The organism is Aureimonas sp. AU20 (assembly GCF_001442755.1).
Classification (GTDB): Bacteria; Pseudomonadota; Alphaproteobacteria; order Rhizobiales; family Rhizobiaceae; genus Aureimonas.
In genome coordinates this window covers 2803997-2830951 of record NZ_CP006367.1, presented here as the reverse complement: position 1 = coordinate 2830951, position 26955 = coordinate 2803997, and the positions used below count along the sequence as shown (strand labels likewise).

The window sequence follows — 26955 nt, the reverse complement described above, 5'->3', positions numbered from 1 at the left end:
GCGTCCTTGCCGAGGCGCGGGGGCGCGGCTATAGAGCGGCCGACCCACAACCCCCAGGGAACCTGAGCCTATGGCGATCGAACGCACCTTTTCCATGATCAAGCCCGATGCGACCCGTCGCAACCTGACCGGCGCGATCACCAAGATGCTGGAAGAGGGTGGCCTTCGCGTCGTCGCTTCCAAGCGCGTGTGGATGAGCCGCCGCGAGGCGGAAGGCTTCTACGCCGTCCACAAGGAGCGCCCCTTCTTCGGCGAGCTGGTCGAGTCCATGTCGGCCGGCCCGACGATCGTGCAGGTTCTGGAAGGCGAGAACGCCATCTCGCGCAACCGCGAGCTGATGGGCGCCACCAACCCGGCCCAGGCCGCCGAGGGCACGATCCGCAAGGTCCACGCCCTGTCGATCGGCGAGAACTCGGTGCACGGCTCCGACGCCGCCGAGACGGCGAAGGAAGAGATCGCCTACTGGTTCTCCGAGACCGAGATCGTCGGCTGATCCCAGCCCGATCGATTTGACTGTTGCGACGCCGGCCCTCGGGCCGGCGTTTTTGTTTTTGGAATCAGAGCCGGTGCCAGCGGTCGCTCGCCGCGTCGTCCGTATCCTTGGCCTCGACCCAGCCGCCGATCGTGCCATCCTTGAGATGCTCGCGTTTCCAGAACGGGGCGCGGGTCTTCATGAAGTCCATGACGAAGCTCGCCGCTTCGAAGGCCGCCCTGCGATGCATGGAGGCGCAGGCGACGAGCACGATCTCCTCGCCCGGCCGGATCATCCCGTGGCGATGGATGCAGAGAATGCGGATCAGCTCCCAGCGGTCCATCGCCTCGGCGGCGATGCGCCCGATCTCGCGTTCGGCCATGCCGGGATAATGTTCGAGCTCCAGCGCGGCGAGCCGGCCGCCCTCGTCGCGGCAATAGCCGGTGAAGGTGACCACCGCGCCGGCATCGCCCCCCGGCGCGAAGCGCTCCAGCTCGGCTGCGAGATCGATCCGCTCGGCTCGGACGGAATTGCGGGCGGCCTCCATCTCAGCCGCCCGTCATCGGCGGAAACACGGCGACCTCGCGGCAGTTGCCCAGCGGCTCGGAATGCTCGGTGTGTTCCTGGTCGAGGGCGACGCGCACCGTCTCGGGCGCCTGGAGCGCGCTAGCATAGTTCTCGCCCCGGCCTTTCAGCCAGTGGAGAAAGTCGGTGACGGTGATGATGCCGGCGGGAAGGGCGACTTCCTCTTCGTCGAGGCCGATGCGCTCGCGAATCCAGGCGAAATAAACGATCTTCATGCCCGTCCTCCTCTGGCGCGCGGCGCGAAGGGAAGGCGCCGCGAAACTCTGGAGCGTCTTCGGTGGATTACGATCCACCGCAAATGCCCGCAGTCTTCGATTGTGCCGCATTCTCCAGCGGCGAAGCCTGCCAGTCTTGCTTGGAAAAACGCTCTAAACGTCGATATGGCGCAGGCCGGCGCGAAAGTAATCGTAGCCGGTGTAGAGCGTGATGATGGCGCTGATCCAAAGGAGGACGATGCCGGATTTCGTCACGAAGGGCAGGATCACGTCGCCGGCCGGGCCGGCCAGGAGGAAGGAGATCGCGACCATCTGAGTCGCCGTCTTCCACTTGGCGAGGCGCGTAACCGGCACGGAAACCTTCAGCTCGGCCAGATATTCGCGAAGGCCAGACACGAGGATCTCGCGGCAGAGGATGACGATCGCCGCCCAGATCGTCCATCCCGCGATCGTGCCGTCGGCCGCCAGCACCAGCAGGGCCGCCGCGACCAGAAGCTTGTCCGCGATCGGGTCGAGCATCCGGCCGATGGTCGAGGTTTGCTGCCAGGCGCGGGCGAGATAGCCGTCCAGCCAGTCGGTCACGCTGGCGACGACGAAGAGGCCGAGCGCCCACCAGCGCGCCGCGTCCGAACCATGCAGCCGGCCTTCCACGAAGAAGCAGAGAACCACCAAGGGAACGGCGACGATTCGCGCATAGGTGAGGATGTTGGGAAGGTTCAGCGCCTTGGAGGCCATGGGTTCGGTCCGGTTCGGATGGGCGGCAGAAGGCGAATGCGCCTGCCAGGGGCTGGCTGATTGCCTGTTCAAACGCGGCGGGGCGCCTGCGTCAACATCGCCGGCGGCTTTTGACGCCGGGAAAGCGCGCTTCCCCGCCCAGCGTGGTTACTGACGCTCGTGGAAATGGTCGTAGATCGTCTTCGCCATGGCGGCCGAAATGCCTTCCACCTTCAGGAGATCGTCGAAGGCCGCGCGCGACACCGCCTTCGCCGTTCCGAAATGATGCAGCAAGGCGCGCTTTCGAGAGGGGCCGATGCCGCCGATCTCGTCCAGCGGGTTGGCGGTCAGCTCCTTCTTGCGCTTGGCCCGGTGGGTGCCGATGGCGAAGCGATGCGCCTCGTCGCGCAGGCGCTGAACGAAGTAGAGCACGGGATCGCGCGGCGGCAGCGAGAAGGACTCGCGCCCTTCCACGATGAAGCGCTCGCGCCCGGCGTCGCGGTCGACGCCCTTGGCGACGCCGATCGTCGTCACCTTGTCGGCGATACCAAGCTCGGTGAGGATTTTTCGCACCGCCGAGATTTGTCCCTTGCCACCGTCCACCAGAACGAGATCGGGCCAAGCCGGCATGTCGGCCGCCTCCACCGCGTCCTCCGGCTCGACGCCTTCGGTCGGCGCGGGGGCGGGAGCGGGTCCATCTTCGCCATGCTCTTTGATGAGGCGCGAGAATCGGCGCGTCATGACCTCGCGCATCATGCCGAAATCGTCGCCCGGCGTGATGTCGGTGCCCTTGATGTTGAACTTGCGATACTGGCTTTTCGCAAAGCCCTGCGGCCCGGCGACGATCATCGCGCCGACGGCGTTGGTGCCCATGATGTGCGAATTGTCGAACACTTCGATGCGGCGCGGCACTTGGTCGAGCGCGAAGGTCTCCTTGAGACCGGCGAGGAGGCGCGCCTGCGAGGAGGTCTCGGCCAGCCGCCGGCCCAGCGCCTCGCGGGCGTTGGCGGTGGCGTGGTCCACCAGATCCTTCTTTTCGCCGCGCTGGGGAACGGCGATCTGCACCCGGCGTCCGGCCTTGATTGCCAGCGCCTCGGCCAGGATCGTCGCGTCCTCCACCTCGACCGGCAGCAGCACCAGCGAGGCGGGCGGCTTGTCGTCGTAGAACTGGCCGAGAAAGGCGCCCAGAACCTCGCCGGGCTCAAGCGTCGAATCGGCTTTGGGGAAATAGGCCCGGTTGCCCCAGTTCTGTCCGGTGCGGAAGAAGAAGACCTGGATGCAGGTCAGTCCGCCTTCCTGGTGGATGGCGAAGACGTCGGCCTCTTCGACGCCATGCGGGTTGATGCCCTGATGGCCCTGGATATGGGCCAGCGCCGACAGACGATCCCGGAACACGGCCGCGCGCTCGAAGTCGAGATTTTCCGCCGCTTCCTGCATGGCGCTGGCGATGCCCTGCTTCACCTGGCTGGAGCGGCCGGAGAGGAAGCCCTTCGCCTCGTTCACCAGCGCTTGGTAGTCCTCCAGCGGGATCTCACGCGTGCAGGGGCCCGCGCAACGCTTGATCTGGTAGAGGAGGCATGGGCGCGAGCGTGTCTCGTAGACAGAGTCGGTGCAGGTGCGCAGCAGGAAGGCTCGTTGCAGCGAGGCGACCGTCCGGCCGACCGCACCGCCCGAGGCGAAGGGGCCGAAATAGCTGCCCTTTCGCGAGCGTGCGCCGCGATGCTTGAAGATCGCCGGCGCCTCGTGATCGTCCGAAACGAGAATGTAGGGAAAGGACTTGTCGTCCCGCATCAACACGTTGAAGCGCGGGCGCAGGCGCTTGATGAGGTTGGCTTCGAGAAGCAGCGCCTCGGTCTCGGTGCGGGTGGTGACGAACTCCATGTGCCGCGTCGCGCGGATCATGCGCATGATGCGGTTGGTGTGGCCGACGAGGCGGGTGTAGCTCGCCACGCGCTTCTTCAGCGACTTCGCCTTGCCGACATAGAGGACTTCGTTCGCCTCGTCGAACATGCGGTAGACGCCGGGGCTGTTGGGCAGGCGCTTCTGAAATTCGGAGATCAGCTCGGCGCCGACCAGAGTCTGGTCGACGTCGCGCCCGCCGTCGTCCCATTCGATCGCGGCGATCAGCGACGCTGCGGCGGACGGCTCGGCGGCGACATCGGCCTCCAACTCGTCGCCTGCGAAATCCTCGTCCTCGTCGTCGATCTCGGGAATCACTTCGTCGGTCATGTCGTCTTCGCTGCCGAAGCGCGGTGCCAGCCCGCGCCCTTTGTGTCGCAAGGCGGCGCCGCGCCGGCGCCGCGTTCGGCCGTTGGCCAAGGTCGTTCCTTATATGATTCTTCGACGCCGCAATGGGAGGGGCATGATGGCGAACTCGCGGCGGTGGACTGCGCGCGATTGACCCGGGGGTGTCACCCCGCTGCAATTGGCGAGGCCCAAGCTTCGCGCTTATATCGCATGGAGCGGACACGGGCTTTGTCAATCACCTTCTCGCGAAGGTTTTGAGGCAAGCCCAAGGTTCGGGAACGGAGCGGGAAAACGCACGTTCCGACCAGACCTGATGGATCGGCGGGCTGCCCGCCGGAAATGGAGTGGGATCGATGAAGGTGTTCCGCACCTTTGCCCTTGGTGCAACGCTGACGCTGCTGGCCTCCGGTGCCTATGCGGCCGATGCCGTCCTGCCCGAGGCGGCCGCGCCCGTCGCGCCGGCCGCTCCCGCCTATACCTGGTCCGGTCCCTATGCCGGCGGCTTCGTCGGCTACAACTTCGCCCATTTCGACCAGAGCAGCGGCGCGAGCTTCAATGGCGAGGGCGTCGTGGGCGGCGTCTATGCCGGCTACAGCTTGCAGACCGAGCGCTTCGTCTATGGTCTCGAAGGTGATATCGGCGCTTCCGACGTGGATGCCGGTGGGTTCAATGTCGCGACCGGCGTTCCCATCTCGGCCGATTCCACGGCCTTCGGCTCGTTGCGCGCCCGCGTCGGCGTCGACTACGATCCGATTCTCCTGTTCGCGACGGGCGGCGTCGCCGTGTCCAACAAGGAGCTGACGCTGCGAGGCGCCAACGACGACCAGACCCATGTCGGCTACACCGTCGGCGCTGGCGTCGAGGCCAAGGTGGCAAACGGCGTCACCTCGCGCGTCGAGTATCGCTACTCGAATTTCGAAAACAAAACCTACGATCTCGGCAACGTGTCGGTTTCCTCGGGCTTCGACGAGCATTCGATACGGGCCGGTCTCGCGCTGAAATTCTGAACGAACCTGATGCACAAGACGAAAACGGCGCCGCGGGGCGCCGTTGGTGTTTGAGCGGGTGGATTTTTTCTCAGGCCACCGGCTTCAGGTCGGCATAGGCCAGGTTCGCGGCATAGAAGCCGTCCAGCCAGCGCACGAGGCCCGGGTTCTTCTCTTCGAAGGCTCCGGGATAGCGCAGATGAATCCAACCCAGATCGCTCGCGACCGCGAAATGCGCCAGGCTCGGCGCCTCGGGCAGGTTCGCGACATCGGCTTCCAGCGCGTCGAGCCCGCGATGGGCGCGGCGCCACTGCTTGTCGACCCAGGGCTGATGTCGCTTTTCCTCTGGGCGATAGCGCACCTCATAGAGCGTCGCCATCACCGCTTCCGTCAGCCCGTCCGCCAGCGCCTCGATGCGCTTGCAGATCGTCCAACCTTCCAGCGTCTGCGGGATCAGGAGATTGCCGCTAGCGCGGTCGAAATACTCGCAGATCACCCGGCTGTCGTAGAGAACCGAGCCGTCGTCCAGCTCCAGCGCGGGGATCTTGCCGAGCGGGTTTGTGGAAAGGAGATCGTCGCCCTCCGCGCCGGTGTCGGTCGGCACGCAGTCGAGCGCGAGGCCGCAAAGATGCGCGGACATGCGCACCTTCGACGAATAGGGCGAAGGCTTGGAATAAAGCAGGCGCATGACGGTTCCCGTCAGAAGCGGCGAAGCGATTCGCAGTTCGCGCCGTAGACCTTCCACGGATCGAGGCCGAGAACGCAGCCTTCCGCGCGCCAGCCGACCCCGGCATAGCCCATCGGATATTCGATGACGTAGTAGAGCGTGCGATGCTCACCGGACGAGATCAGCGCCGTGCCCTGGCAATAGCGCCGCTCAATCAGCTTGGTGCCGGCGCGCGGCTGATAGGCCTTCTCGTAGAGGCCGGAAAATTCCACGACCTGGAGCGCGGCGTGGACGGTGTTCGGCGCGCCGTATTCGAACTGGTCCTCGACCTGCGCGAGCACGCGCGGGTTCTCGCAGGCCGGCACGAGGGCGTTGGTCACCACCACGGCCCGCTCGGGCGGCGCCTGATAGTAGTCGGCCGCGAAGGCGGGGGCGGTGCCAGCGGCGCAGGCCGCGAGGCTGACAAGGGCGGAAAGGTGTCGGCGCATGGTGCGGCTTCCTCGGATGCGGGCGGGGTGGCGCGCGGGAATCATCAGTTCGCCATCATATTGCACCGAATCATTCTTCGGCCAGCACATGAATGCCACATTCCGCACCCGGCGAAAGGGTGAGGACGGGTTGGAGCAAGGCAAAAATCGCCTCCGCCTCGGCCGCGAACGTATAGGGCGGGTTCACGACCACGAGACCGGTGCCGACCAGCCGCTCCTCGGCCGTGTGCGGCTCGCGCCAAAAATCGGCCGCCACGATATTGGGAATGCCGCTTTCGCGCAGCAGGTCATGAAAGCGGCGGTGCTGGGCCGGCCGCTTGATCGGATACCAGACGGCATAGACGCCGCCCGGCCAGCGCGCATGCGCGCGCGCCAGCTGCTCCACGATCGTCTCGATCTCGTCGGTGCGCTCGAAGGGCGGGTCGATCAGCACGATCCCGCGCTTTTCCTTCGGGGGCACATGAGCGCCGAGCGCCAGCCAGCCGTCGAGCTCGATCGCCTTCACGTGGCTGTCCCCAGCGAAGAGCTCGCCCAGCGCCCCGGCGTCCACGGGATGCAGCTCGTAGGCGCTGAGCCGGTCCTGCCGGCGCAGGAGATGGCGCGCGATCAGGGGCGAGCCGGGATAGGTGTCGGCGCCGAAGCGCGCCCGCGCCGCTTCCACCGCCGCGCGATACTCGGCCAGAAGCGGGTCGTCCCAGGCGGGGGAGGCCACGAGCCGGTCGATGCCTTCCACAGCCTCGCCCGTGCGCCGCGCCTCGTCGGCATCGAGGTCGTAGAGGCCACGTCCGGCATGGGTGTCCATGACGCGGAACGGCTTCTCCTTGCGTTGGAGATAGCTGATCAGCCGGCAGAACAGGGCGTGTTTCACCACGTCGGCGAAGTTTCCGGCATGGAAGGCGTGGCGGTAGTTCACGTCGTTCTCTTTCCCGTTTCGAAGACGCAGCGTTCACAGGTCGCATACCGCAGTGCGGAACCCGAACCCCCATATCCGCTTCTGATAGCCGATAGCGCGGCTTCGCGCGAAACGATCGCAAAGGATTTTCCATGGCCCATACCAAGCTCTTCGAATCGTTCGATCTGGGGCCCCTGCATCTTTCGAACCGAACCGTCATGGCACCGCTGACGCGATCGCGCGCCACGCCGGATGGCGTGCCGAAAGAGATGCATGTCGAATACTACCGCCAGCGGGCGGGCGCCGGCCTCATCATTTCCGAGGCCACGAACATTTCGGTTGAGGGGCGCGGCTATGCCTGGACGCCCGGCATCTATTCCGACGAGCAGGTGACGGCCTGGAAGAAGGTGACGGACGCCGTCCACGCCGAGGGCGGCAAGATCGTTCTTCAGCTCTGGCATGTCGGCCGTATTTCGCATCCTGACCTGCAGCCGGGCGGCGCGCTGCCCGTGGCGCCCTCGGCGGTGAAGCCGAGCGGCAAGGCCTTCACGGAAGAAGGCTTCAAGGACCATGTCGAGCCGCGCGCGCTGGAGGAAGCTGAGCTTCCCCGCCTGATTCAGGACTACGTGAAGGCGACGCGCAACGCCCGCGCGGCCGGCTTCGACGGCGTCGAGGTCCATTCCGCCAATGGCTACTTGCTCGACCAGTTCCTGCGCGACGGCACCAACACGCGCACGGACCGCTACGGCGGCACGATCGAGAACCGGATGCGCCTGCCTCTCGAAGTCGTGGACGCGGTGGTCGCGGCCTGGGACAAGGCACATGTCGGCATCCGCATTTCGCCGGTCACCGTGATGGGCGGTTCCAGCGAGAGCGACCAGCAGACGCTGTTCAACGCCTATGTCGAGGAACTCGACAAGCGCGGCCTGCTCTATCTCCACGTAATCGAGGGGCAGACCGGCGGCGACCGGGGCAAGGACGGGTTCGACTATCACGCCCTGCGCCAGCGTTTCCAGGGCACCTATATGGGCAACAACGAATACGACGTGGACCTCGCCAAACAGCGTCTCGACGCGGGCGAGATCGATCTCGTCTGCTTCGGCAAGCTGTTCATCTCCAATCCCGACCTCGTGGCGCGCCTGCGCATCGGCGCCCCGCTCAACGAGTGGGATCAGAACACGTTCTACGGCGGCGACGAGCACGGTTACACCGACTACCCCTCGCTGACACCCGAGGAAGTGGCGCGCTACGCCCACGCCGCCTGATCTCAGGTTCGGAGAGGCCGCTCCCGCGAAAGGGGCGGCCTCATTTTCATGGTTCGCATTCGCAAATTGAATTGGGGTCCCTCACGCCCCATGCGATAGGATCGCGCCATGAACCAGCACGTCCCGCCCAAGATCGGCTTCACCGCCTGCCCGCACGACTGCCCCTCGACTTGCGCGCTCGAGGTGGAGATCCTGGCTCCCAACCGCATCGGCCGCGTGCGCGGCGCCGAGGGCAACAGCTACACGGCGGGCGTGATCTGCGCCAAGGTCGCCCGCTATGCCGAGCGCGTCCACCATCCCGACCGGCTCCTGAAGCCTTTGCAGCGCGTCGGCGCCAAGGGCGAGGGCGGCTGGCGCGAGATCGGCTGGGACGACGCGCTGGACCTCGTCGCCGAGAAGTTCCTTGCAGCCGAGGCGCGACACGGCTCGGAAGCGGTCTGGCCCTACTATTATGCGGGGACGATGGGTCTCGTGCAGCGCGACGGGATCAACCGGCTGCGCCACGCCAAGCGTTATAGCGGCGAGTTCGACACGATCTGCACCAATCTGGCCTGGACCGGCTTCGTCGCCGGGACGGGGCATCTGGCTGGGGTCGATCCGCGCGAGATGGCCAAATCCGACTGCTTGGTGATCTGGGGCACCAATGCGGTGGCGACGCAGGTCAACGTCATGACCCACGCGATCCGCGCCCGAAAGGAGCGCGGCGCCCCGATCGTCGTGATCGACATCTACGACAACCCGACCATGAAACAGGCCGACATCGCGCTGAAGCTGCGGCCGGGCACGGACGGGGCGCTGGCCTGCGCGCTCATGCACATCGCCTTTCGCGACGGCACGGCCGACCGGGCCTATCTCGCGCAATATGGCGACGATCCGGTCGGGCTGGAGGCCCATCTACAAAGCCGCACGCCGGCCTGGGCGAGCGCCATCACCGGCCTGTCCGTCGACGAGATCGAACGGTTCGCCGCCCTGATTGGCCGCACCAAGCGGACTTTCTTCCGCCTCGGCTACGGCTTCTCGCGCCAGCGCAACGGCGCGGTCGCCATGCATGCCGCGCTCTCGGTGCCGACCGTCTATGGCCATTGGCAGGTCGAAGGCGGCGGCGCCTTCCACAACAACGGCGCGCTCTGGCGCTTCGATAAGGCGCTGATCGAAGGGCTCGGCGACGAGGACCCCTCGATCCGCCATCTCGATCAGTCGCGCATCGGCGCGGTGCTGACGGGTGATGCCGGGGCGCTGGCCGGCGGGCCGCCCGTCACGGCCATGTTGGTGCAGAACACGAACCCGGCCAATGTCGCGCCCGAGCAGCGCGACGTGGTGCGCGGCCTGCTGCGCGAGGATCTCTTCGTCGCGGTCCACGAGCAGTTCATGACCGACACGGCGCGGCTGGCCGATCTCGTTCTGCCGGCCGCGACCTCGATGGAATACGACGACATCTATCGTGGCGGCGGGCAGAGCCACATCCTGTTCGGCCCCAAGCTGATCGACGCCTCGGACACGGTGCGCACCAACCATTTCGTGGTGGAGGAACTCGCCAAGCGGCTCGGCGTCGCCGACCGGCCGGGGTTCGGGCTGACCGAACGCCAGCTGATCGACGATCTCCTCCTTCGCAGCGGCTACGAGGGGCTGGATCGGCTGGAGGCCGAACGCTGGCTCGACGTGCAGCCCGGCTTCGAGGAGGCGCATTACATCGGCGGCTTCAAGACGCCGGACCGGCGCTTTCGCTTCCGTGTCGACTGGGCGGGCCTTTCGGCGCCCAATCGGCCGCCCGAATCCATGGGCCTGCTCGGGCCGGTGGAGAAGCTGCCGAGCTTTCCCGACCACGCGGAACTGATCGAGGAGGCCGATGCTGACCATCCGTTCCGTCTCGCCACGCCCCCCGCGCGCCAGTTCCTGAACTCGACCTTTGCCGAGACCGACGGCTCGCGAAAGCGCGAAGGAAAGCCCGAGCTGAAGATGCATCCGGAGGACGCCGAGCGGCTGGGGCTGATCGACGGGCAGCGGGTGGAAATCGGCAATCGGCGTGGCGAGGTCGTTTTGCCGTTGAAGGTGGACGCTGCGGCCAAAGCCGGCGTTCTCATCCATGAAGGGCTTTGGCCGAACGGCGCCTTCGAGCGCGGCGAGGGGATCAATGTCCTGACCGGGGCCGATCCGGCGGCGCCCTTCGGCGGCGCGGCTTTCCACGACAATCACGTCTGGGTTCGGGCGCTCTGAGAACCATCGGCCGTCGGATCGCACCGGCGGCCGAACCGTTCAGGCGAAGGGCGAAACCAGGATCGAGCCCGGCGTCGCGTCCGACGCCACGTCGCGATGCGCAAAGACGGCGCGGCCGCCTTCCATCCGCACCTGCCCGTCCAGCACCAGCCGGAGCGCGTGCGGATACAGCCGATGCTCGGCGGCAAGAAGGCGGGCGGACAGGCTGTCCGGGGTGTCGCCTGGCTCGATGGCGATCGCGGCCTGCGCGATGATCGGCCCTTCGTCCATGTCTTCGGTCACGAAATGCACGGTGCAGCCGTGGAGGCGCATGCCCGCTTCCAGCGCCCGTTCATGCGTGTGCAGGCCGGGAAAGAGCGGCAGGAGCGAGGGATGAATGTTGATCATCCGCCCGCTGTAATGGCCGACGAAGCGGGGCGTGAGCAGCCGCATGTAGCCGGCGAGGCAGACGACATCCGGTCGAAACGCGTCCAGTGCTTCGATCAGCGCCTCTTCATGCGCCTCGCGCGAGCCGAAGCCCTTGTGGCTGATGGCGACGGTGGCGATGCCGCGCGCCTCGGCCGTCCGCAGGCCGCCCGCATCCGCCTTGTTGGACAGGACGGCGACGATCTCGCCGGGAAAGCCGGCGAAGTCGGTCGCCTGCAACAGAGCGTTCATGTTGGAGCCGCGGCCCGAGATCAGGACCGCGACGCGCTTCTTGGGCAAGGTCTCGCTCACAGGGCGAGCGTTCCGTTGAAGGTGACAGCCAGTTCGCCGTCACGCGGCAGAATGCGGCCGAGCGGGAAGACGCTCTCGCCTTCGTTCCGCAGAATGGCGGCGACCGCCTCGGCTTCGGCCTCGGCAACCACGACGATCATGCCGACGCCGCAGTTGAAGGTGCGCAGCATCTCGGCCTCGGCGACGCCGCCCTGGCGCGCCAGCCAACCGAAGACCGGCGGCACGGCGACGGCTTGAAGATCGATGTCGGCCCGCAGATGCTCGGGCAGCACGCGCGGAATGTTCTCGGGGAAGCCGCCGCCGGTGATGTGTGCCAGTGCCTTGACGCCGTCACCGGCGTGGATCGCGGCCAGAAGCGGCTTCACATAAATGCGGGTCGGCTCCAGCAGCGCCTCGGCCAGCGTGCGCGTGGCGTCGAACGGGGCGGGGGCGTCATAGACGGCGCCCGCCTGCTCCACGATGCGGCGCACCAGCGAATAGCCGTTGGAATGAACGCCGGAAGAGGCAAGGCCGAGGATCACGTCGCCCGCCGTCAGTTCGGCGCTCGGCAGCAGACGGCCGCGCTCGGCCGCGCCCACGGCGAAACCCGCCAGGTCGTAATCCTTCTCCGCGTAGAGGCCGGGCATCTCGGCGGTTTCACCGCCGATCAGCGCGCAGCCGGCCTGCCGGCAACCGTCCGCGATGCCCGCTACGATCGCCTCGCCCTGCGCGGGGTCCAGCTTGCCGGTCGCGAAATAGTCGAGAAAGAACAGCGGCTCGGCGCCCTGCACGACGAGGTCGTTGACGCACATGGCGACGAGATCGACCCCGATCGTGTCGTGCCGGCCGGTGTCGATCGCGATCTTCAGCTTGGTCCCGACGCCGTCATTGGCCGCGACAAGGACGGGATCTTTAAAACCTGCCGCCTTCAGGTCGAACAAGCCGCCGAACCCGCCGATCTCCCCGTCCGCGCCGGGGCGGCGGGTGGAGCGCACCAGCGGCTTGATGCGTTGAACGAGTTCGTTGCCCGCGTCGATGTCGACGCCGGCTTCGGCATAGGTCAAACCGTTCGTGGTTTCGGCGGTCATGGCAGCTTTTCCCCTTTGGGGCGAGTTCGCATGATCGAACCGCGCGGGCAAGACTTTCCGTGCAAGGCCGCAATGCAATTCTGCGCGCGAAAGAGGCCATTCGGCGCCCGATCCGTCGAAGCGGCGGCGCGCCTGGGTTAAGGCGAGGTAAACGAGCGGGGCGCTCGGCGGGCCTTGTGGTTGCCACGCCCTGGTTTTCCCCCATCTGCACAGGACCGGGCGGAGGGCTTGACCCCCTACCGAGCGGCTGCCTATCTCGAAGTCCCGGCCGTTCCGCGCCGGCCGCCACCGGCGCCGGTTCGCGCTTCGGAGCCCCGTTTCGATGGTTCATGATCGCGCCAAGCTCCTGAAACGCCAGGTCCTCTTCTGGAGTCTGGCGGCGCTGGCCCTCGGCCTTTCGCTCTGGCTGTTCCGGGGTATCCTCCTGCCCTTCGTGCTGGGCATGGTCATGGCCTATTTCCTCGACCCGATCGCCGACTGGCTGGTGCGGCGCGGCCTGTCGCGGCTGGCCGCCAGCCTTCTGATCCTGGTCGCCTTCGTGATCGTCATCGCGCTGGTGATCCTGATCGTCGTGCCGGTGATCGGCGGACAGGTCTCGAGCTTCGCCGACCGCCTGCCGCAATATCTCGGCCGGCTGCAGGAACTGGCGCTGGAACTTCGCACCGGATCGCTCTCGCGCTTCTTCAATGGCGATGATCAGACCCTGCGGCAGGATTTCCAGACGCTGGTGCGCCAGCTCTCCGGCTACACGACGGCGTTGGTGGCCTCGCTCTGGTCGTCCAGCCTTGCGGTGGTCAACTTCATCTCGCTCTTCGTGGTGACGCCTGTGGTCGCCTTCTATCTCCTGCTCGACTGGGACCGGATGATCGCCAAGATCGACGCGCTCGTGCCGCGCCAGCATGTCGGCACCGTGCGCCGGCTGGCGCGGGAGATCGATCGCGCCGTCGCCGGCTTCGTGCGCGGGCAGGGCAGCGTCTGCCTCATTCTCGGCACCTATTACGCCGTCGGGCTGACGCTGGTGGGCCTCAATTTCGGGCTGCTGATCGGCTTCTTCGCGGGCATCATCTCCTTCGTTCCCTATGTCGGGTCGGCCATCGGGCTGATCGTCGCCGTCGGCGTCGCGCTGGTCCAGTTCGCGCCGGACTGGATCTGGGTCGCGGCCACGGCCGGCGTTTTCTTCACCGGCCAGTTCGTGGAAGGAAACATCCTCCAGCCCAAGCTCGTCGGCGCCTCGGTCGGCCTGCATCCGGTCTGGCTGATGTTCGCGCTTTTCGCCTTCGGCGCCATCTTCGGCTTCGTCGGGCTGCTGATGGCGGTGCCGGCGGCGGCCGCAGTCGGGGTTCTCGTGCGCTTCGCCATTCATAAATATCTGGAAAGCGAGATGTATTTCGGGCGCTCGATCGAGGTCGGCGCCCCGAAGGAAATCGAGGGAGGCAATCTGGAACTCGCGCTCAAGAACCAGTTCGACCCGAAGTCGGGGCGCTCGGTTTGACCGGGCGGCCTCCCTCGCAGATCCCCTTCGATCTGTCGCCGACCCCTTCGCTGGCGCGGGACGATCTGGTCGTGGGCGAAGGGAATGCCCTGGCCGCAGGGGCGATCGACGCCTGGCCGGAATGGCCGCATCCCGTGCTGCTCGTGGTCGGCCCGGTGGGGTCGGGCAAGACGCATCTCGCCACGGCCTGGGCCGAAATGGCCGGCGCGACACCGCTCCTCCCGCGCGAGCCGGCCGCGACGCTCATCAGCCAGACGCCCTTCGCCGTGCTGGTGGAGAATGTCGATAGTGCGGGCTTCGACGAGACCGAGCTGTTCCAGCTCCTGAACGCGGCTCGGCTCGGCGGCGGCAGCGTGCTCCTGACGTCGCGCCTGCCGGCCTCCGCGCTGCCTTTCCAACTGCCCGATCTCCTGTCGCGCCTTCGCGCGGCGACGGTGGTGGATCTTCTCGCGCCCGACGAGATGCTGCTCTCCGGCGTCCTGATGAAGCTCGCCGCCGATCGGCAGATCGAGCTTGAGCCCAAGCTGATCGACTATGCCGTGGCGCGCATGGAGCGCTCCCTGGAGGCGGCGGCGGAGCTGATCCGCCGCCTTGACCTGGAGGCCCTGGCGTCCAAGGAGCGCATCTCCCGCACGCTCGTGGGGCGCATCTTGACGGAAATGGAAGAGGAAAGGGCGCTGCAGTCATGAAACAGTCGCGCAGGTCCCCTAAGGCAATATCCAACTGTATCTTTTGAGGCGACGGCTGAGCATGAGCGACGTGATCACTCCCGAGAATCCGCAGAGCCAGACCCAGGCGGAGCCCGCCAAGGACGCAGCCGAAGGGCTGGGCGCCTTCATGGACGGCGCGGGCGAGGGGGACGACGCTCTCGAAGCCTCGGAACTCGATCAGGAAGACCAGCTCGAATCGGAAGGCTTCGACGACGAGCCGCTGCCCGATCAGCCGCTGATGGAAGCGATCGGCATTATCCCGGTGTCGCAGCCGGCGGCCGAGCCTGCCGTCAGCGAACTGCCGTCCGACCGCTACGTGAACCGCGAGATTTCCTGGCTCCAGTTCAACCGCCGTGTGCTGGAAGAAGCGCAGAACACCGCGCATCCGCTTCTGGAGCGCGTGCGCTTCCTGTCGATCTCGGCCGGCAATCTGGACGAGTTCTTCATGGTGCGCGTCGCCGGTCTCGCCGGTCAGGTCCGCGAGAAGGTGGAGGTGCGCAGCATGGACGGGCTGCTGCCGCAGGAGCAGCTCGATCGTATCCTAGCCGAAGTCACCAGCCTGCAGCAGGACCAGCAGGCCTCGCTCGCCTCGCTGGTGAAGGACCTGCGCGCCGCGCGCATCTCGATCGTCGGGGCGGGCGACGTGAAGCGCGAGGACCGGGCCTGGCTGGAGCGCCATTTCAACGAGTCGATCTTCCCCGTCCTGACGCCGCTCTCGGTCGACCCGGCGCACCCGTTCCCCTTCATTCCCAATCTCGGCTTCACCATGGCCCTGTCGCTCGTTCGCGAGCGTGATTCGCAAGGGATGAACGCGCTTCTGCGCCTGCCCGTTGCGCTCCAGCGCTTCGTGGAACTGCCGCTGACGGAAGAGGGCGAGGCGCGTTTCGTACCGCTCGAAAGCGTCGTCGCGACCTTCATCTCCAAGCTGTTCCCCGGCTACCGGGTGAAGGGCCAGGGCACGTTCCGCATCATCCGCGACTCCGACATCGAGGTCGAGGAAGAGGCCGAGGATCTCGTGCGTCTGTTCGAGACGGCGTTGAAGCGGCGCCGTCGCGGCTCCGTGATCCGCATCGAGTTCGATCATGTCATGCCGGAATCGCTGCGCAATTTCGTGGCCGGCGAACTCGGCGTCGCGGAAAACCGCATCTCCGTGATGGACGGCCTCTTGGCGCTGGATTCGGTCTCGCAGATCGTCAAGCTGCCGCGCGACGACCTGAAGTTCGACCCCTACATCCCGCGTTTCCCCGAGCGGATTCGCGAGCACAATGGCGATTGTTTCGCGGCCATCCGCGAAAAGGATATCGTGATTCACCACCCCTACGAGAGCTTCGACGTGGTGGTGCAGTTCCTGCGCCAGGCCGCGCGGGACCCCGACGTCGTCGCCATCAAGCAGACGCTCTACCGCACCTCCAACGACTCGCCGATCGTGCGTGCGCTGATCGACGCCGCCGAATCCGGCAAGTCGGTGACGGCGCTGGTGGAGTTGAAGGCGCGCTTCGACGAAGAGGCCAATATACGCTGGGCGCGCGATCTGGAGCGCGCCGGCGTGCAGGTCGTCTTCGGCTTCATCGAGAAGAAGACGCATTCCAAGCTCTCGCTCGTGGTGCGCCGGGAGGAGGGCAAGCTGACCTCCTTCGTCCATGTGGGGACGGGCAACTACCATCCGATCACGGCCAAGATCTACACCGATCTCAGCTACTTCACGATCGACCCCGACATCGCCTACGATGTCGCGCATATCTTCAACTACATCACCGGCTATGCCGAGCCGACGGAGCTTCGCAAGCTCGCCATGTCGCCGCTCTCGCTGCGCAAGCGCATCCTCCAGCACATCGAGGAGGAGATCGAGCACGAGAAGGCGGGGCGTCCGGGCCAGATCTGGATGAAGATGAACTCGCTGGTCGACCCGCAGATCATCGACGCGCTCTATCGGGCCAGCCAGGCCGGCGTCGAGATCGATCTCGTGGTGCGCGGCATCTGCTGCCTCAAGCCGCGCGTGGCCGGCCTGTCGGAGAACATCCGCGTCAAGTCGATCGTCGGCCGCTTCCTGGAGCACAGCCGCATCTTCTGCTTCGGCGCGGGGCACGGCTTGCCTTCGGAAAAGGCGATCGTCTACATGGGTTCGGCGGACATGATGCCGCGCAACCTGGACCGGCGAGTGGAAACCTTGATTCCGATCACGACGCCGACCGTCCACAGCCAGGTCCTGTCGCAGATCATGCTCGCCAATATTCTCGACAACCAACAGAGCTGGTCCGTCCTTGCCGACGGTACGTCGCGACGGATCGCGCCTTCCGAGGGTGAGCAGCCGTTCAACGCCCAGCGCTATTTCATGACCAATCCGAGCCTCTCGGGTCGGGGGAAGGCCCTGAAGTCGAATGCACCCAAGCTCATCGCAAGGCAGCGTGCCGAGCACTCACGCTTCGATTGATCTCCTCCACCCGCACGGCCGGATACCCGGCCGTGCCCCGGTGGCGGTGGTCGATATCGGATCGAACTCGGTTCGACTCGTTATCTACGAGGGCAATGTCCGGGCCCCCACCACCCTCTTCAACGAAAAGGTCCTGAGCGGTCTGGGGCGCGGCATCGCGCAGACCAACCGGCTGGACGACAAGTCCGTCGCCAGCGCGCTCGCCGCGCTGCGGCGGTTCCGCACCCTGTGCGATCAGAGCGGCGTGACCGAGATCCATCCGATCGCCACGGCCGCCGCGCGCGAGGCGGCGAACGGACCGGACTTCGTGGCTGCGGCGGAAGCTGCGCTCGGCTGCCCCATCACGATTCTCTCCGGCGCCGACGAGGCGCATTACGCGGCCGAAGGCGTGATCGCCGGCTTCCATTCGCCGAACGGCATCGCCGGGGATCTTGGTGGCGGGAGCCTGGAGATCGTCGAGGTCGCCGACGGACGGATCGGCAAGGGCATCACCATGCCCCTGGGCGGCCTGCGCCTGCAGGACCTCTCGGGCAACGACATTGCGAAGGCGCGCTCCATTGCCGAGAGCCATGTGGCGAACTCGGACTTCGCGGCGATCGCCGCCGGGCGGCCCTTCTATGCCGTGGGCGGCACGTGGCGGAACCTGTTCAAGCTGCACATGGAGCAGTCGAATTATCCCGTCCATGTCATGCATGGCTACCGGGTTCGGCCGGCGGAAGTCGAGAGCTTCCTCGCCAATGTCGCCAAGAACGACCCGGACAAGCTGCCGGGCATCGGGGCAATCTCGCGCAATCGCCGGCAATTGCTCGCCTTCGGCGCCGTCGCTATGCAGGCGGTGATCTCTCAGCTGAAGCCGTCAGAAATCGTGCTGTCCGCCTATGGCGTGCGCGAAGGCTATCTTCATTCGCGCCTCAGCGAAGACGAGAAGGCGCGGGACCCGCTTCTGGAATCGGCGATCGAGCTGTCCTTCCTGCGCTCGCGCTCGCCCATTCACAACGAGGAACTGGTGGATTGGTCGACCCGCACCTTCGAGGCGCTGTCGATCAACGAGACGCTCTACGAATCGCGCCTGCGCAAGGCGGCCTGTCTGCTGACCGATATTTCCTGGCGCGCCCATCCCGACTATCGCGGCCGCCAGAGCCTGTCGATCATCGTGAACGCCAATATCCCGGCGGTGGACCATCCCGGCCGCGTCTATCTCGCGCTCGCTAATTATTATCGCTACGAAGGCGAGTTCGATGCGGGCGTCTTGGAATCCATCGGCAGCGTGCTCGACCCGCGCCTTCTCTATCTCGCGCGCGTTCTCGCCTCGCTGTTCCGGGTCAGCTACCTGCTAACTGCGGCCATGCCCGGCGTTCTCGGCCGCCTCTATTGGAAGCAAGACCCGCGCGGCGGCTTCTCGCTCGTGGTGCCGCGCGATCTGGAGCCGCTGCTCGGAGAGCGCCCCGATGCACGCCTGCAGGCCTTCGCCAAGGTCGTGGAGCGGACGCTGCGCTTCGACGTGCGCTGAGCGCACCGCGAGAATGATGATTTGAGAAGGGGCGGCGCCACGGGCACCGCCCCTTTTTTCGTTCAGAGCTGGACGATCTCGACCTTGCGATTGCGGTAGACCAGCGCCGTGCGACCGGCCAAAAGTTCCAGCGCGCGGGCGCCGAACAGGTCTCGCCGCCAGCCCTGGAGCGCCGGCACGTCGGCCTTGTCACCGTCCACGGCGAGCTTCTCCAAGTCGTCGCTCGAGGCGATCAGGCGGCCGGCGACGCCGCGCTCCTCCACCACGATCTTGAGGAGAACCCGCAGGAACTCCACCGCCGCCGCCGTGCCTTCGGGCAGGGCCGGGGGCTTGGGGATGGGGGGCAGCTGCGCCTTCGGAATGGCGTTGGCGCGCGCGACGGCGGCCAGGATCTCGCGGCCCGCCGAGGAGCGCTCGAAGCCTTTGGAGACCGTGCGCAGGCGCGACAGCGCCTGTTCGTCGCGCGGCTGCTGCTGGGCGATCTCGTAAAGCGCGTCGTCCTTCAACACGCGCGAGCGCGGCTGGTCGCGCGTCCGGGCCTCGCGCTCGCGCCAGGCGGCGATCTCCTTCAGCACCGCCAGCTCGATCGGCTTGCGTATGCGCAGTTTCAGGCGCTTCCAGGCGTCGTCGGGGTGGATGTCGTACGTGCCGGGATCGGACAGGATGGCCATCTCGTCGGCCAGCCAGCTTTCGCGTTCCTCCACCGCCAGCGCCTTGGCGAGGAAGCGATAGGCGTCGCGGAGATAGGTCACGTCGCCCAGCGCGTATTCCAGCTGCTCGGTGGAGAGCGGCCGGCGGCGCCAGTCGGTGAAGCGCGAGGTCTTATCGATATGGCCCTTGGTGGTGCGGGCGACGAGCTGGTCGTAGGCGATCGACTCGCCGAAGCCGCAGACCATGGCGGCGACCTGGGTGTCGAACAGCGGCGCGGGAATGAGCCCGCCGAGCTTGTGTATGATTTCGAGATCCTGCCGCGCGGCATGGAAGACCTTGAGAACCGACGGATCGGCCATCAGCTCGAAAAAGGGCTTGAGGTCGATTCCCTCGGCCAGCGGGTCCACCAGCACGGCGAGCTCGTCGGACGCCATCTGGATGAGGCAGAGCTCGGGCCAGAAGGTGGTCTCGCGGATGAACTCGGTGTCCACGGTGACGAACTCGGCCCGGGCGAGGGTGCGGCAGGCATCGGAAAGGGCGGCGGTGGTGGTGATCGGCTCCATGCTTCGATCCTTAAACGATGCGCGAGCGCGAAGGAAAGCCGCGCTTGCGCGCAAAACTTGACAGGGCGGGCGCTTGATGTGCTTTTCCCGCGCAAAAACAGGTGGCGTCCTCGAGGGCGCGGCCACGGAGCGCCTCGCCCATCCCGAGGCTCGGAGAAAGATCGCCATGCACCGCTATCGCAGCCACACCTGCGCCGCCCTGCGCCCGTCCGAGGTCGGCCAGACCGTTCGCCTGTCGGGCTGGGTCCACCGCGTGCGCGACCATGGCGGGCTTCTGTTCATCGACTTGCGCGATCACTACGGCCTGACGCAGATCGTCGTGGACCCCGAGTCCCCGGCCTTCAAGACCGCCGAGACGGTGCGCTCGGAATGGGTGATCCGCGTCGACGGCGAGGTGAAGGCCCGCACGCCCGAGACGGTCAACACCAAGCTGCCGACCGGCGAGATCGAGATTTTCGCCCGTGAGATCGAGGTTTTGGCGCAGGCGCAGGAACTGCCGCTGCCGGTCTTCGGCGAGCCGGACTACCCGGAAGACGTGCGTCTCAAGTATCGCTTCCTGGATCTGCGCCGCGACACGCTGCACAAGAACATCGTCAAGCGCACGCAGATCATCGCCGCCATGCGCCGCGAAATGTCGGGGGCGGGTTTTGCCGAATATACGACGCCGATCCTGACGGCCTCCTCGCCGGAAGGGGCACGCGATTTCCTCGTGCCGAGCCGCATCCACCCCGGCAGTTTCTATGCGCTGCCGCAGGCGCCCCAGCAGTACAAGCAGCTTCTGATGGTGGCGGGTTTCGACCGCTACTTCCAGATCGCGCCCTGCTTCCGCGACGAGGACCCCCGCGCCGACCGCCTGCCGGGCGAGTTCTATCAGCTCGACATGGAGATGAGCTTCGTCACGCAGGACGATGTCTGGAACACGATGACCCCGGTCATCACCCAGATCTTCGAGGAGTTCGCGGAAGGAAAGCCGGTCACCAAGGAGTGGCCGCGCATCGCCTATGACGAGGCGATCCGCAAATACGGCTCCGACAAGCCGGACCTGCGCAACCCGATCGAGATGCAGGCCGTCACCAATCATTTCGCGGGCTCTGGCTTCAAGGTCTTCGCCGGCATGATCGCCGCGAACCCGAAGGTCGAGGTCTGGGCGATCCCGGCCAAGACCGGCGGCAGCCGCGCCTTCTGCGACCGCATGAACGGCTGGGCGCAGGGCCAGGGCCAGCCGGGCCTCGGCTACATCTTCTGGCGCAAGGAAGGCGAGACGCTGGAAGGCGCCGGGCCGCTCGCCAAGAATATCGGCCCCGAGCGCACGGACGCGATCCGCGCCCAGCTCGGCCTCGGCGATGGCGACGCCTGCTTCTTCGTCGCGGGCGAGCCCTCGAAGTTCTACAAGTTCGCGGGCGAGGCGCGCACGCGCGCCGGCGAGGAGCTGAACCTCGTCGACCGCGACCGGTTCGAATGCTGCTGGATCGTGGATTTCCCCTTCTTCGAATACAACGAAGACGAGAAGCGGATCGACTTCGCGCACAACCCGTTCTCGATGCCGCAGGGTGGCATGGAAGCGCTTGAGAGCCAGGACCCGCTGACCATCAAGGCCTATCAGTACGACGCGGTCTGCAACGGCTTCGAGATCGCTTCCGGCTCGATCCGCAACCAGTCGCCCGATCTGATGGTCAAGGCCTTCGAGATGGTCGGCCTGTCGAAGCAGGACGTCGAGGATCGCTTCGGCGGCATGTACCGCGCGTTCCAGTACGGCGCTCCCCCGCATGGCGGCTGCGCCTTCGGCATCGACCGTGTGGTGATGCTTCTGTGCGGCGCCAAGAACCTGCGCGAGATCACGCTGTTCCCGATGAACCAGCAGGCCTTCGATCTCCTGATGAACGCGCCGTCCCCGGCCGCGCCGCAGCAGCTGCGCGAGCTTCAGCTTCGCCCGATGCCGCAGGCACCCAAGGCCTGAGCGAGCCTGCCGACTGATGGACGAGAAAGGGCGCTTCTGCGCCCTTTTTCATGCCGCCTGCGCCGCGAAGGGAAAGGTGCCGGCCGCCTCCCACGGGCCGCCGCGATAGCGCCAGAGACGAAGGCCCGTACCGGAGCCTTCAAAGGGTTGGAAGCCCGCGCGCAGCGCCTCCAGAAGGTGGCGCGCCTCGTCCGACAAAACCTTGTTCTGTACCGTCACATGCGGGCGAAACCCCTGCGCGTCCTGCGGGGTTAGCCAGTGTTTCCACTCGGCTGCGAGGCCGCGTCGCAGCATCAGAAGCCCGTCGCAATCCACCTCGTAGGCGACGCCGCGCCCCAGCGAGCGAAGCCCCGGCACGGTGAAAGGCAGCGCGTCCGTTCGGGCCGCGAGCGCGGCGAGATGGCGGACGATGCCTGGCTCCTCCGCGCCGGGCAGGGCATGGAACAGCGTGAGATGCGCCGCGAGGACGTTGCGCTCAGGCGGGAAGAAGCGGCGGCGCTCGGTGTCAAAGCGCTGGAAGCTCGCCGGGTCCATGTCGAGAGTGAGGATAAGGGGTGCGTCGGTCATCCCATCCGAACGCAAACGCCGCGCCCGGTTTCCCGGACGCGGCGTCATGTCTCTTGAGGCAGGGAGGCTTAGTTGCCCGAACGCACCGACAGGTTCAGGACCTGCGGCAGGGTCTGCGGCGCGCCCATGGCCGCGCCCAGGATCTGCGTCGCGGGAATGGGGTTCTGCGGAGCGATCGAGATGTTGAGCGTGCGCGGGTTCTGCAGGAAGTCCCGCACCGCCGCCGTCACCTGCGCCTGGAACTCCGGGTTCTGCAGATAGGCCAGGGCCAGCGGCAGGGCGCTGACCAGCTGGTCCACCAGCTCCGGCCGAGTCTGTTTGTTCTGAGCCGAATAGTAGTCGAGCAGCTTGCCGGTCAGCGAGCGGTCCGTGAAGGAAAGCTCGGCCGAGCGAAGGTAGAGCTGCGAGATCAGGCCGATCACCGCCATGCCCGTTCCGTCACTGGCGCCCTGCGAGGCCTTCATCTGGTCGGACAGCTGCGCGAGGGACTGGATGAAGCTCGGCGTGTAGCCGGTGATCGTGTAGGAGAAGGACAGGGCGCCGGCATTGTCGACCTCCAGCTGAAGCGGGTCGAGCGTCAGCGCGCCGGTCGCCGGGTCCCAGGCGCCCGAGCCGGTGAGATCGCCGGTGAGTTGGGGATAGCCGAGCGCCACGAGAGGCGAGGGCTCGGGGCCGTCGCTCGCCGCCGTGGCGTCCAGCAGGAAGCGCCCGATGCCGAAATTGGCGCGATAGCCACCGCCTGCCGTCGGAAGATTCTCGACCCGGCCGTTCTCGACGGTCGCGACGGTCTTGCCCTGCCGCTCCACCGCGACATTGTTAATCTGCGCGCGGTCGAAGAAGATCGGAGACAGGGCGGCCGCCTTGTCGTTGGTGCCCTTGATCTGGATGCCTTCGGCGGCGATTCCCGAAAGGGTGACGCGCGTGCCGTCCTCGCTCTGGTCGACATCGGCAAGCTGCACGCGGGCGACGCGCCAGCCGTCCGGCGTCGAGCCCGTCACGGTTTCGAAGCGAATGTCGCCGAGCGACACGGGCTGCGCGCCCGCACCCTTCGGGGTGACCTGCGCGCCCTTGAGAACCACGTCGTCGTCGTCCGTGGAGACGCCGGTATAGGCAAGGGCCGTGGACTGGTCGGCCATGACCGCTTTCAGTCGATCGGCGAAGGCCTGCCCATCCACTGCGAAGGCCGACGAGGAGCCTGCGAGCACCAGGGCGAGACCCGCCAGAAGGCTGCGGGAGCGCGAAGCAGTCATGAAGGAGACACCCTTTCGAACGGATCAACGAGGCATCGCGCCGGCACGGGGCGGCCCTGGCTGATGCAAAGCACGAACTCGGCCGTAATATGGCCGATTCCACCGCAAGTGTAAGCCCGCGCCCAGGCTTTGTCTTCCCATGGTTGTCGACCCCGGCCGCAGGCTCTGGTCCCGATTTGTTCTTCCCTTGTTCGCGGCCGGGCTTTGCGGTAACGAGCCCGCATGGGCAAGCCTGTGGATCCTCCCGCCAGCGGCGGCGACATCGAACCGATCGACCTCAAGACGGCGCTGGAAGAGCGCTATCTCGCCTATGCGCTGTCGACCATCATGGGTCGCGCGCTGCCGGATGTGCGCGACGGGTTGAAGCCGGTGCATCGACGCATCGTTCACGCCATGCGCGTTCTAAAGCTCGACCCAGACCAGGGTTACAAGAAATGCGCCCGCATCGTCGGCGATGTGATGGGCAAGTTCCATCCTCATGGCGACGCCTCGATCTACGACGCGCTGGTGCGCCTCGCTCAGGACTTCTCGATCCGCTATCCCCTGATCGACGGGCAGGGCAATTTCGGCAATATCGACGGGGATAGCGCGGCTGCCATGCGCTACACCGAGGCGCGCATGACAGAGGTTGCCACGCTCCTCCTGCGCGGCATCGACGAGAACGCCGTCGACTTCAAGCCGACCTACAACGAGGAGGACGAGGAGCCGATCGTTCTTCCCGGCGCCTTCCCCAATCTCCTGGCCAATGGCGCATCGGGCATCGCCGTCGGCATGGCGACTTCGATCCCGCCGCACAACGCGGCCGAGATCTGCGACGCGGCGCTCAAGCTCATCGAGCAGCCCGAGGCCGATCTCGACACGCTGCTGCGCTTCATTCAGGGGCCGGACTTTCCGACCGGCGGCGTCGTGGTGGACGGTCCGGAGGTGATCCGCGAAGCCTATGCGACGGGGCGCGGCTCGTTCCGCGTGCGCGCCAAGTGGGAGCGCGAGGAGCAGGGGCGCGGCGGCTATGTCGTGGTGGTCACCGAAATTCCGTTTCAGGTGCAGAAGTCGCGGCTGATCGAGAAGATCGCCGACTTGCTCATGGCCAAGAAGCTGCCGCTTCTCGCCGACATTCGCGACGAATCGGCCGAGGACGTGCGCGTCGTGCTGGAGCCCAAATCCCGCACGGTCGATCCCGAACTTCTGATGGAATCGCTGTTCCGGCTGACGGACCTCGAATCGCGCATTCCTCTGAACATGAACGTCCTGTCGGGCGGCAAGGTGCCGAAGGTCCTGTCGCTGAAGGAGGTGCTGAGCGAATGGCTGGCGCATCAGCGCGAGGTGCTGATCCGCCGTTCGCAGCATCGGCTCGACCAGATCGAGCGGCGGCTGGAAATCCTGGCCGGCTACATCATCGCCTTCCTGAACCTCGACGAGGTGATCCGCATCATCCGCGAGGAGGACGAGCCCAAGCAGGTCATGATGCGGACCTTCGAGCTCAGCGACATGCAGGCCGAAGCAATCCTCAATATGCGCCTGCGCTCGCTGCGCAAGCTGGAGGAGTTCGAACTGAAGCGCGAATTCGACCAGCTCTCGGAGGAGCGCGCCGACAAGCAGGCGTTGCTCGCCTCGGCGGAACTGCAATGGCAGCGCGTTGCCGGCGAGATCCGCGAGGTTCGCGAGACCTTCTCCAAGAAGACCAAGCTCGGCAAGCGCCGCACGGTCTATGCCGACGCGCCCGAGCGCTCGCTGGACGACATCGCCGTCGCCTTGATCGAGAAGGAGCCGATCACCGTCGTCCTGTCTCAGAAGGGCTTTCTGCGCGCCATGAAGGGGCACGGGGTCGATCTCTCTACGCTCGGCTTCCGCGAGGGCGACTCGCTGAAATTCGCCTTCCCGGCGCTCACCACCGACAAGCTCGTGTTCCTTTCCACCAACGGCCGCGCCTTCACGCTGTCGGCCGACAAACTGCCGGGCGGGCGCGGGCAGGGCGATCCGATGCGCCTCCTCATCGAGCTGGAGGACGACCAGGATCTCGTGCTCGGCTTCGTCGCCGACCCCGCGCAAAAGAGGCTTCTGGCCTCGACCGACGGCAACGGCTTCGTCGTGCCCGAGGGCGAACTGGTGTCGGGCACGCGCAAGGGGAAGCAGGTGCTGAACGTCGGCGAGCCCGCGCGCCTCGCCAAGGCCGAGCGCATCACCGGCGACATGGTGGCCGTGGTGGGCGAGAACCGCAAGATGGTGGTTTTCCCGCTGGCGCAGGTACCGGAAATGCTGCGCGGCAAAGGCGTACGCCTCCAGCGCTACGCCGATGGCGGGCTGCTCGACGTAAAAATTTTCAGCCTAGCGGAAGGCCTGACCTGGACCGATACAGCCGGTCGCCAGCACCAGCGCTCGGAAGCCGATCTCTTGGAATGGCGGGGCGACAGGGCGCAGGCTGGACGCCTCGTTCCCAAGGGCTTCCCCAAGAGCGGCCGCTTCACCTGATCGGCGGAACCGCTGCCGGCTCGGCGGGCGCCTCGAGGCTCGCCGGCTGGCGCTGGGCTTGGGGGTCGTAGCGCTCCCAGCCCTTGGGCAGGAGATGTTCCTGCGGCTGGTAGCGGATCTTGTAGTCCATCTTGCGGGACCCATCGACCCAATAGCCGAGATAGAGATAGGGCAGGCCCATCTCGCGCGCCCGTTCGATGTGGTCGAGGATCATGAAGGTCCCCAGGCTCCGGTCGGCCTCGTCGGGGTCGAAATAGGAATAGACCATCGACAGGCCGTCGCCCATCACGTCGGTCAGGGCGACGGCCTTCAGATCGCCGTCCGAGCGCGTGGAGAAGGCGGAGTCCGGCCCCTTGAGGCGATACTGGATCAGCCGCGTGTCGACCTGACTGTCCTCCACCATCATGGCGTAGTCCAGCACCGACATTTCCGACATGCCGCCATGGGTGTGACGCGTGTCGAGATAGCGGCGGAACAGGGCATATTGCTCGGAGGTCGGTTCCGCCTCGGCCATGCGGCCGACCAGATCGGAATTCGTCTGCCGCACGCGCTTCATCGACTTGGTCGGCCGGAACTCGTCCACCAGAATCCGAATCGAGACGCAGGCCCGGCAGCGCTCGCAGGCCGGGCGATAGGCTATGTTCTGCGAGCGGCGGAATCCGCCTTGAGTCAGGAGATCCAGAAGATCGGGCGCCCTGTGTCCGACAAGGTGGGTGAACACCTTCCGCTCGAGCTGGCCGGGGAGATAGGGGCAGGTCGAAGGCGAGGTCAGGAAGAACTGCGGGGTCTGGGGATGCGCCGTCATGGATCTGCGACCGCCTCGTCG

Annotated in this window: 23 protein-coding genes; 10 read left to right on the top strand and 13 right to left on the bottom strand. The window is 66.4% G+C overall.

Annotation, left to right across the window (positions count from 1 at the left end):
- The first annotated feature begins 70 nt into the window (after positions 1-70).
- The gene (ndk, locus tag M673_RS12640; protein WP_019995658.1) at positions 71-493 is read left to right on the top strand and encodes a nucleoside-diphosphate kinase; all 423 of its coding nucleotides are present in this window, start codon (positions 71-73) and stop codon (positions 491-493) included.
- Positions 494-557: 64 nt separating this feature from the next.
- Here the strand turns inward: ndk and M673_RS12635 are convergent, their stop codons facing one another.
- The 4 genes from M673_RS12635 to uvrC all read right to left on the bottom strand — a co-directional run bounded on the left by M673_RS12635 (position 558) and on the right by uvrC (position 4215).
- Entirely contained in the window at positions 558-1019 is a 462-nt protein-coding gene (locus M673_RS12635; protein ID WP_061976385.1) for a molybdenum cofactor biosynthesis protein MoaE, read from the bottom strand.
- Position 1020: 1 nt separating this feature from the next.
- Complete coding sequence (gene moaD, locus M673_RS12630) at positions 1021-1272, bottom strand: molybdopterin converting factor subunit 1 (RefSeq protein WP_061976384.1); 252 nt, start codon at positions 1270-1272, stop codon at positions 1021-1023.
- A gap of 153 nt (positions 1273-1425) precedes the next feature.
- On the bottom strand, positions 1426-2007 hold the full coding sequence (gene pgsA, locus M673_RS12625) for a CDP-diacylglycerol--glycerol-3-phosphate 3-phosphatidyltransferase (protein ID WP_061976383.1): 582 nt from the start codon (positions 2005-2007) through the stop codon (positions 1426-1428).
- A gap of 147 nt (positions 2008-2154) precedes the next feature.
- The gene (gene uvrC, locus M673_RS12620) at positions 2155-4215 is read right to left on the bottom strand and encodes an excinuclease ABC subunit UvrC (protein WP_244493168.1); all 2061 of its coding nucleotides are present in this window, start codon (positions 4213-4215) and stop codon (positions 2155-2157) included.
- A gap of 371 nt (positions 4216-4586) precedes the next feature.
- Here uvrC and M673_RS12615 point away from each other — a divergent pair, with 371 nt between their 5' ends.
- Positions 4587-5240, top strand: a complete 654-nt coding sequence (locus M673_RS12615; protein ID WP_061976382.1) for an outer membrane protein — start codon at positions 4587-4589, stop codon at positions 5238-5240.
- 70 nt (positions 5241-5310) lie between these two features.
- Here the strand turns inward: M673_RS12615 and M673_RS12610 are convergent, their stop codons facing one another.
- From M673_RS12610 to M673_RS12600, 3 genes are all read right to left on the bottom strand, one after another.
- Complete coding sequence (locus M673_RS12610) at positions 5311-5907, bottom strand: glutathione S-transferase family protein (protein WP_061976381.1); 597 nt, start codon at positions 5905-5907, stop codon at positions 5311-5313.
- 11 nt (positions 5908-5918) lie between these two features.
- Positions 5919-6374 (bottom strand): hypothetical protein, encoded by a 456-nt coding sequence (locus tag M673_RS12605; protein WP_244493167.1) that lies wholly within the window; start codon positions 6372-6374, stop codon positions 5919-5921.
- Between the two features lie 70 nt (positions 6375-6444).
- On the bottom strand, positions 6445-7287 hold the full coding sequence (locus M673_RS12600) for a 23S rRNA (adenine(2030)-N(6))-methyltransferase RlmJ (protein ID WP_061976380.1): 843 nt from the start codon (positions 7285-7287) through the stop codon (positions 6445-6447).
- A gap of 131 nt (positions 7288-7418) precedes the next feature.
- Here M673_RS12600 and M673_RS12595 point away from each other — a divergent pair, with 131 nt between their 5' ends.
- Together M673_RS12595 and M673_RS12590 are read left to right on the top strand one after the other, a co-directional pair.
- A complete protein-coding gene (locus M673_RS12595) occupies positions 7419-8531 on the top strand; it encodes an alkene reductase (protein WP_061976379.1) in 1113 nt (370 codons plus the stop codon).
- A 108-nt stretch (positions 8532-8639) separates the two neighbouring features.
- A complete protein-coding gene (locus M673_RS12590) occupies positions 8640-10745 on the top strand; it encodes a molybdopterin-containing oxidoreductase family protein (protein WP_061976378.1) in 2106 nt (701 codons plus the stop codon).
- A 39-nt stretch (positions 10746-10784) separates the two neighbouring features.
- Here the strand turns inward: M673_RS12590 and purN are convergent, their stop codons facing one another.
- The gene (gene purN, locus M673_RS12585; RefSeq protein WP_274534659.1) at positions 10785-11462 is read right to left on the bottom strand and encodes a phosphoribosylglycinamide formyltransferase; all 678 of its coding nucleotides are present in this window, start codon (positions 11460-11462) and stop codon (positions 10785-10787) included.
- Entirely contained in the window at positions 11459-12529 is a 1071-nt protein-coding gene (gene purM, locus M673_RS12580; protein ID WP_061976377.1) for a phosphoribosylformylglycinamidine cyclo-ligase, read from the bottom strand. The genes purN and purM overlap by 4 nt, the downstream gene beginning before the upstream one ends.
- A gap of 322 nt (positions 12530-12851) precedes the next feature.
- Here purM and M673_RS12575 point away from each other — a divergent pair, with 322 nt between their 5' ends.
- From M673_RS12575 to M673_RS12560, 4 genes are all read left to right on the top strand, one after another.
- On the top strand, positions 12852-14021 hold the full coding sequence (locus tag M673_RS12575) for an AI-2E family transporter (RefSeq protein WP_061976376.1): 1170 nt from the start codon (positions 12852-12854) through the stop codon (positions 14019-14021).
- Positions 14018-14710, top strand: coding sequence for a hypothetical protein (locus M673_RS12570; protein ID WP_061976375.1), 693 nt, complete (start codon positions 14018-14020; stop codon positions 14708-14710). The genes M673_RS12575 and M673_RS12570 overlap by 4 nt, the downstream gene beginning before the upstream one ends.
- Before the next feature lie 61 nt (positions 14711-14771).
- Complete coding sequence (locus M673_RS12565; protein ID WP_244493166.1) at positions 14772-17162, top strand: RNA degradosome polyphosphate kinase; 2391 nt, start codon at positions 14772-14774, stop codon at positions 17160-17162.
- Entirely contained in the window at positions 17137-18672 is a 1536-nt protein-coding gene (locus tag M673_RS12560; protein WP_443111185.1) for a Ppx/GppA family phosphatase, read from the top strand. Before M673_RS12565 ends, M673_RS12560 begins: the two co-directional genes overlap by 26 nt.
- Before the next feature lie 62 nt (positions 18673-18734).
- Here the strand turns inward: M673_RS12560 and rnd are convergent, their stop codons facing one another.
- Complete coding sequence (gene rnd, locus M673_RS12555) at positions 18735-19886, bottom strand: ribonuclease D (protein ID WP_061976374.1); 1152 nt, start codon at positions 19884-19886, stop codon at positions 18735-18737.
- A gap of 166 nt (positions 19887-20052) precedes the next feature.
- Between rnd and aspS the strand changes: the two genes are divergently transcribed.
- Positions 20053-21843: an aspartate--tRNA ligase gene (gene aspS / locus M673_RS12550; RefSeq protein ID WP_061976373.1), complete on the top strand. Its 1791-nt coding sequence runs from the start codon at positions 20053-20055 to the stop codon at positions 21841-21843.
- 48 nt (positions 21844-21891) lie between these two features.
- On the opposite strand, the gene M673_RS12545 is transcribed toward aspS, so the two are convergent.
- Together M673_RS12545 and M673_RS12540 are read right to left on the bottom strand one after the other, a co-directional pair.
- A complete protein-coding gene (locus M673_RS12545) occupies positions 21892-22410 on the bottom strand; it encodes a 2'-5' RNA ligase family protein (protein WP_082639426.1) in 519 nt (172 codons plus the stop codon).
- A 68-nt stretch (positions 22411-22478) separates the two neighbouring features.
- Positions 22479-23660 (bottom strand): hypothetical protein, encoded by a 1182-nt coding sequence (locus M673_RS12540; RefSeq protein WP_061976371.1) that lies wholly within the window; start codon positions 23658-23660, stop codon positions 22479-22481.
- 222 nt (positions 23661-23882) lie between these two features.
- Here M673_RS12540 and parC point away from each other — a divergent pair, with 222 nt between their 5' ends.
- Entirely contained in the window at positions 23883-26129 is a 2247-nt protein-coding gene (parC, locus tag M673_RS12535) for a DNA topoisomerase IV subunit A (RefSeq protein WP_061976370.1), read from the top strand.
- Here parC and M673_RS12530 read toward each other — a convergent pair.
- Positions 26122-26934 carry an arginyltransferase gene (locus M673_RS12530; protein WP_061976369.1) on the bottom strand — a complete coding sequence of 271 codons (813 nt, stop codon included), beginning with the start codon at positions 26932-26934 and terminating at the stop codon, positions 26122-26124. The genes parC and M673_RS12530 overlap by 8 nt on opposite strands.
- Between the last annotated feature and the right edge of the window lie 21 nt (positions 26935-26955).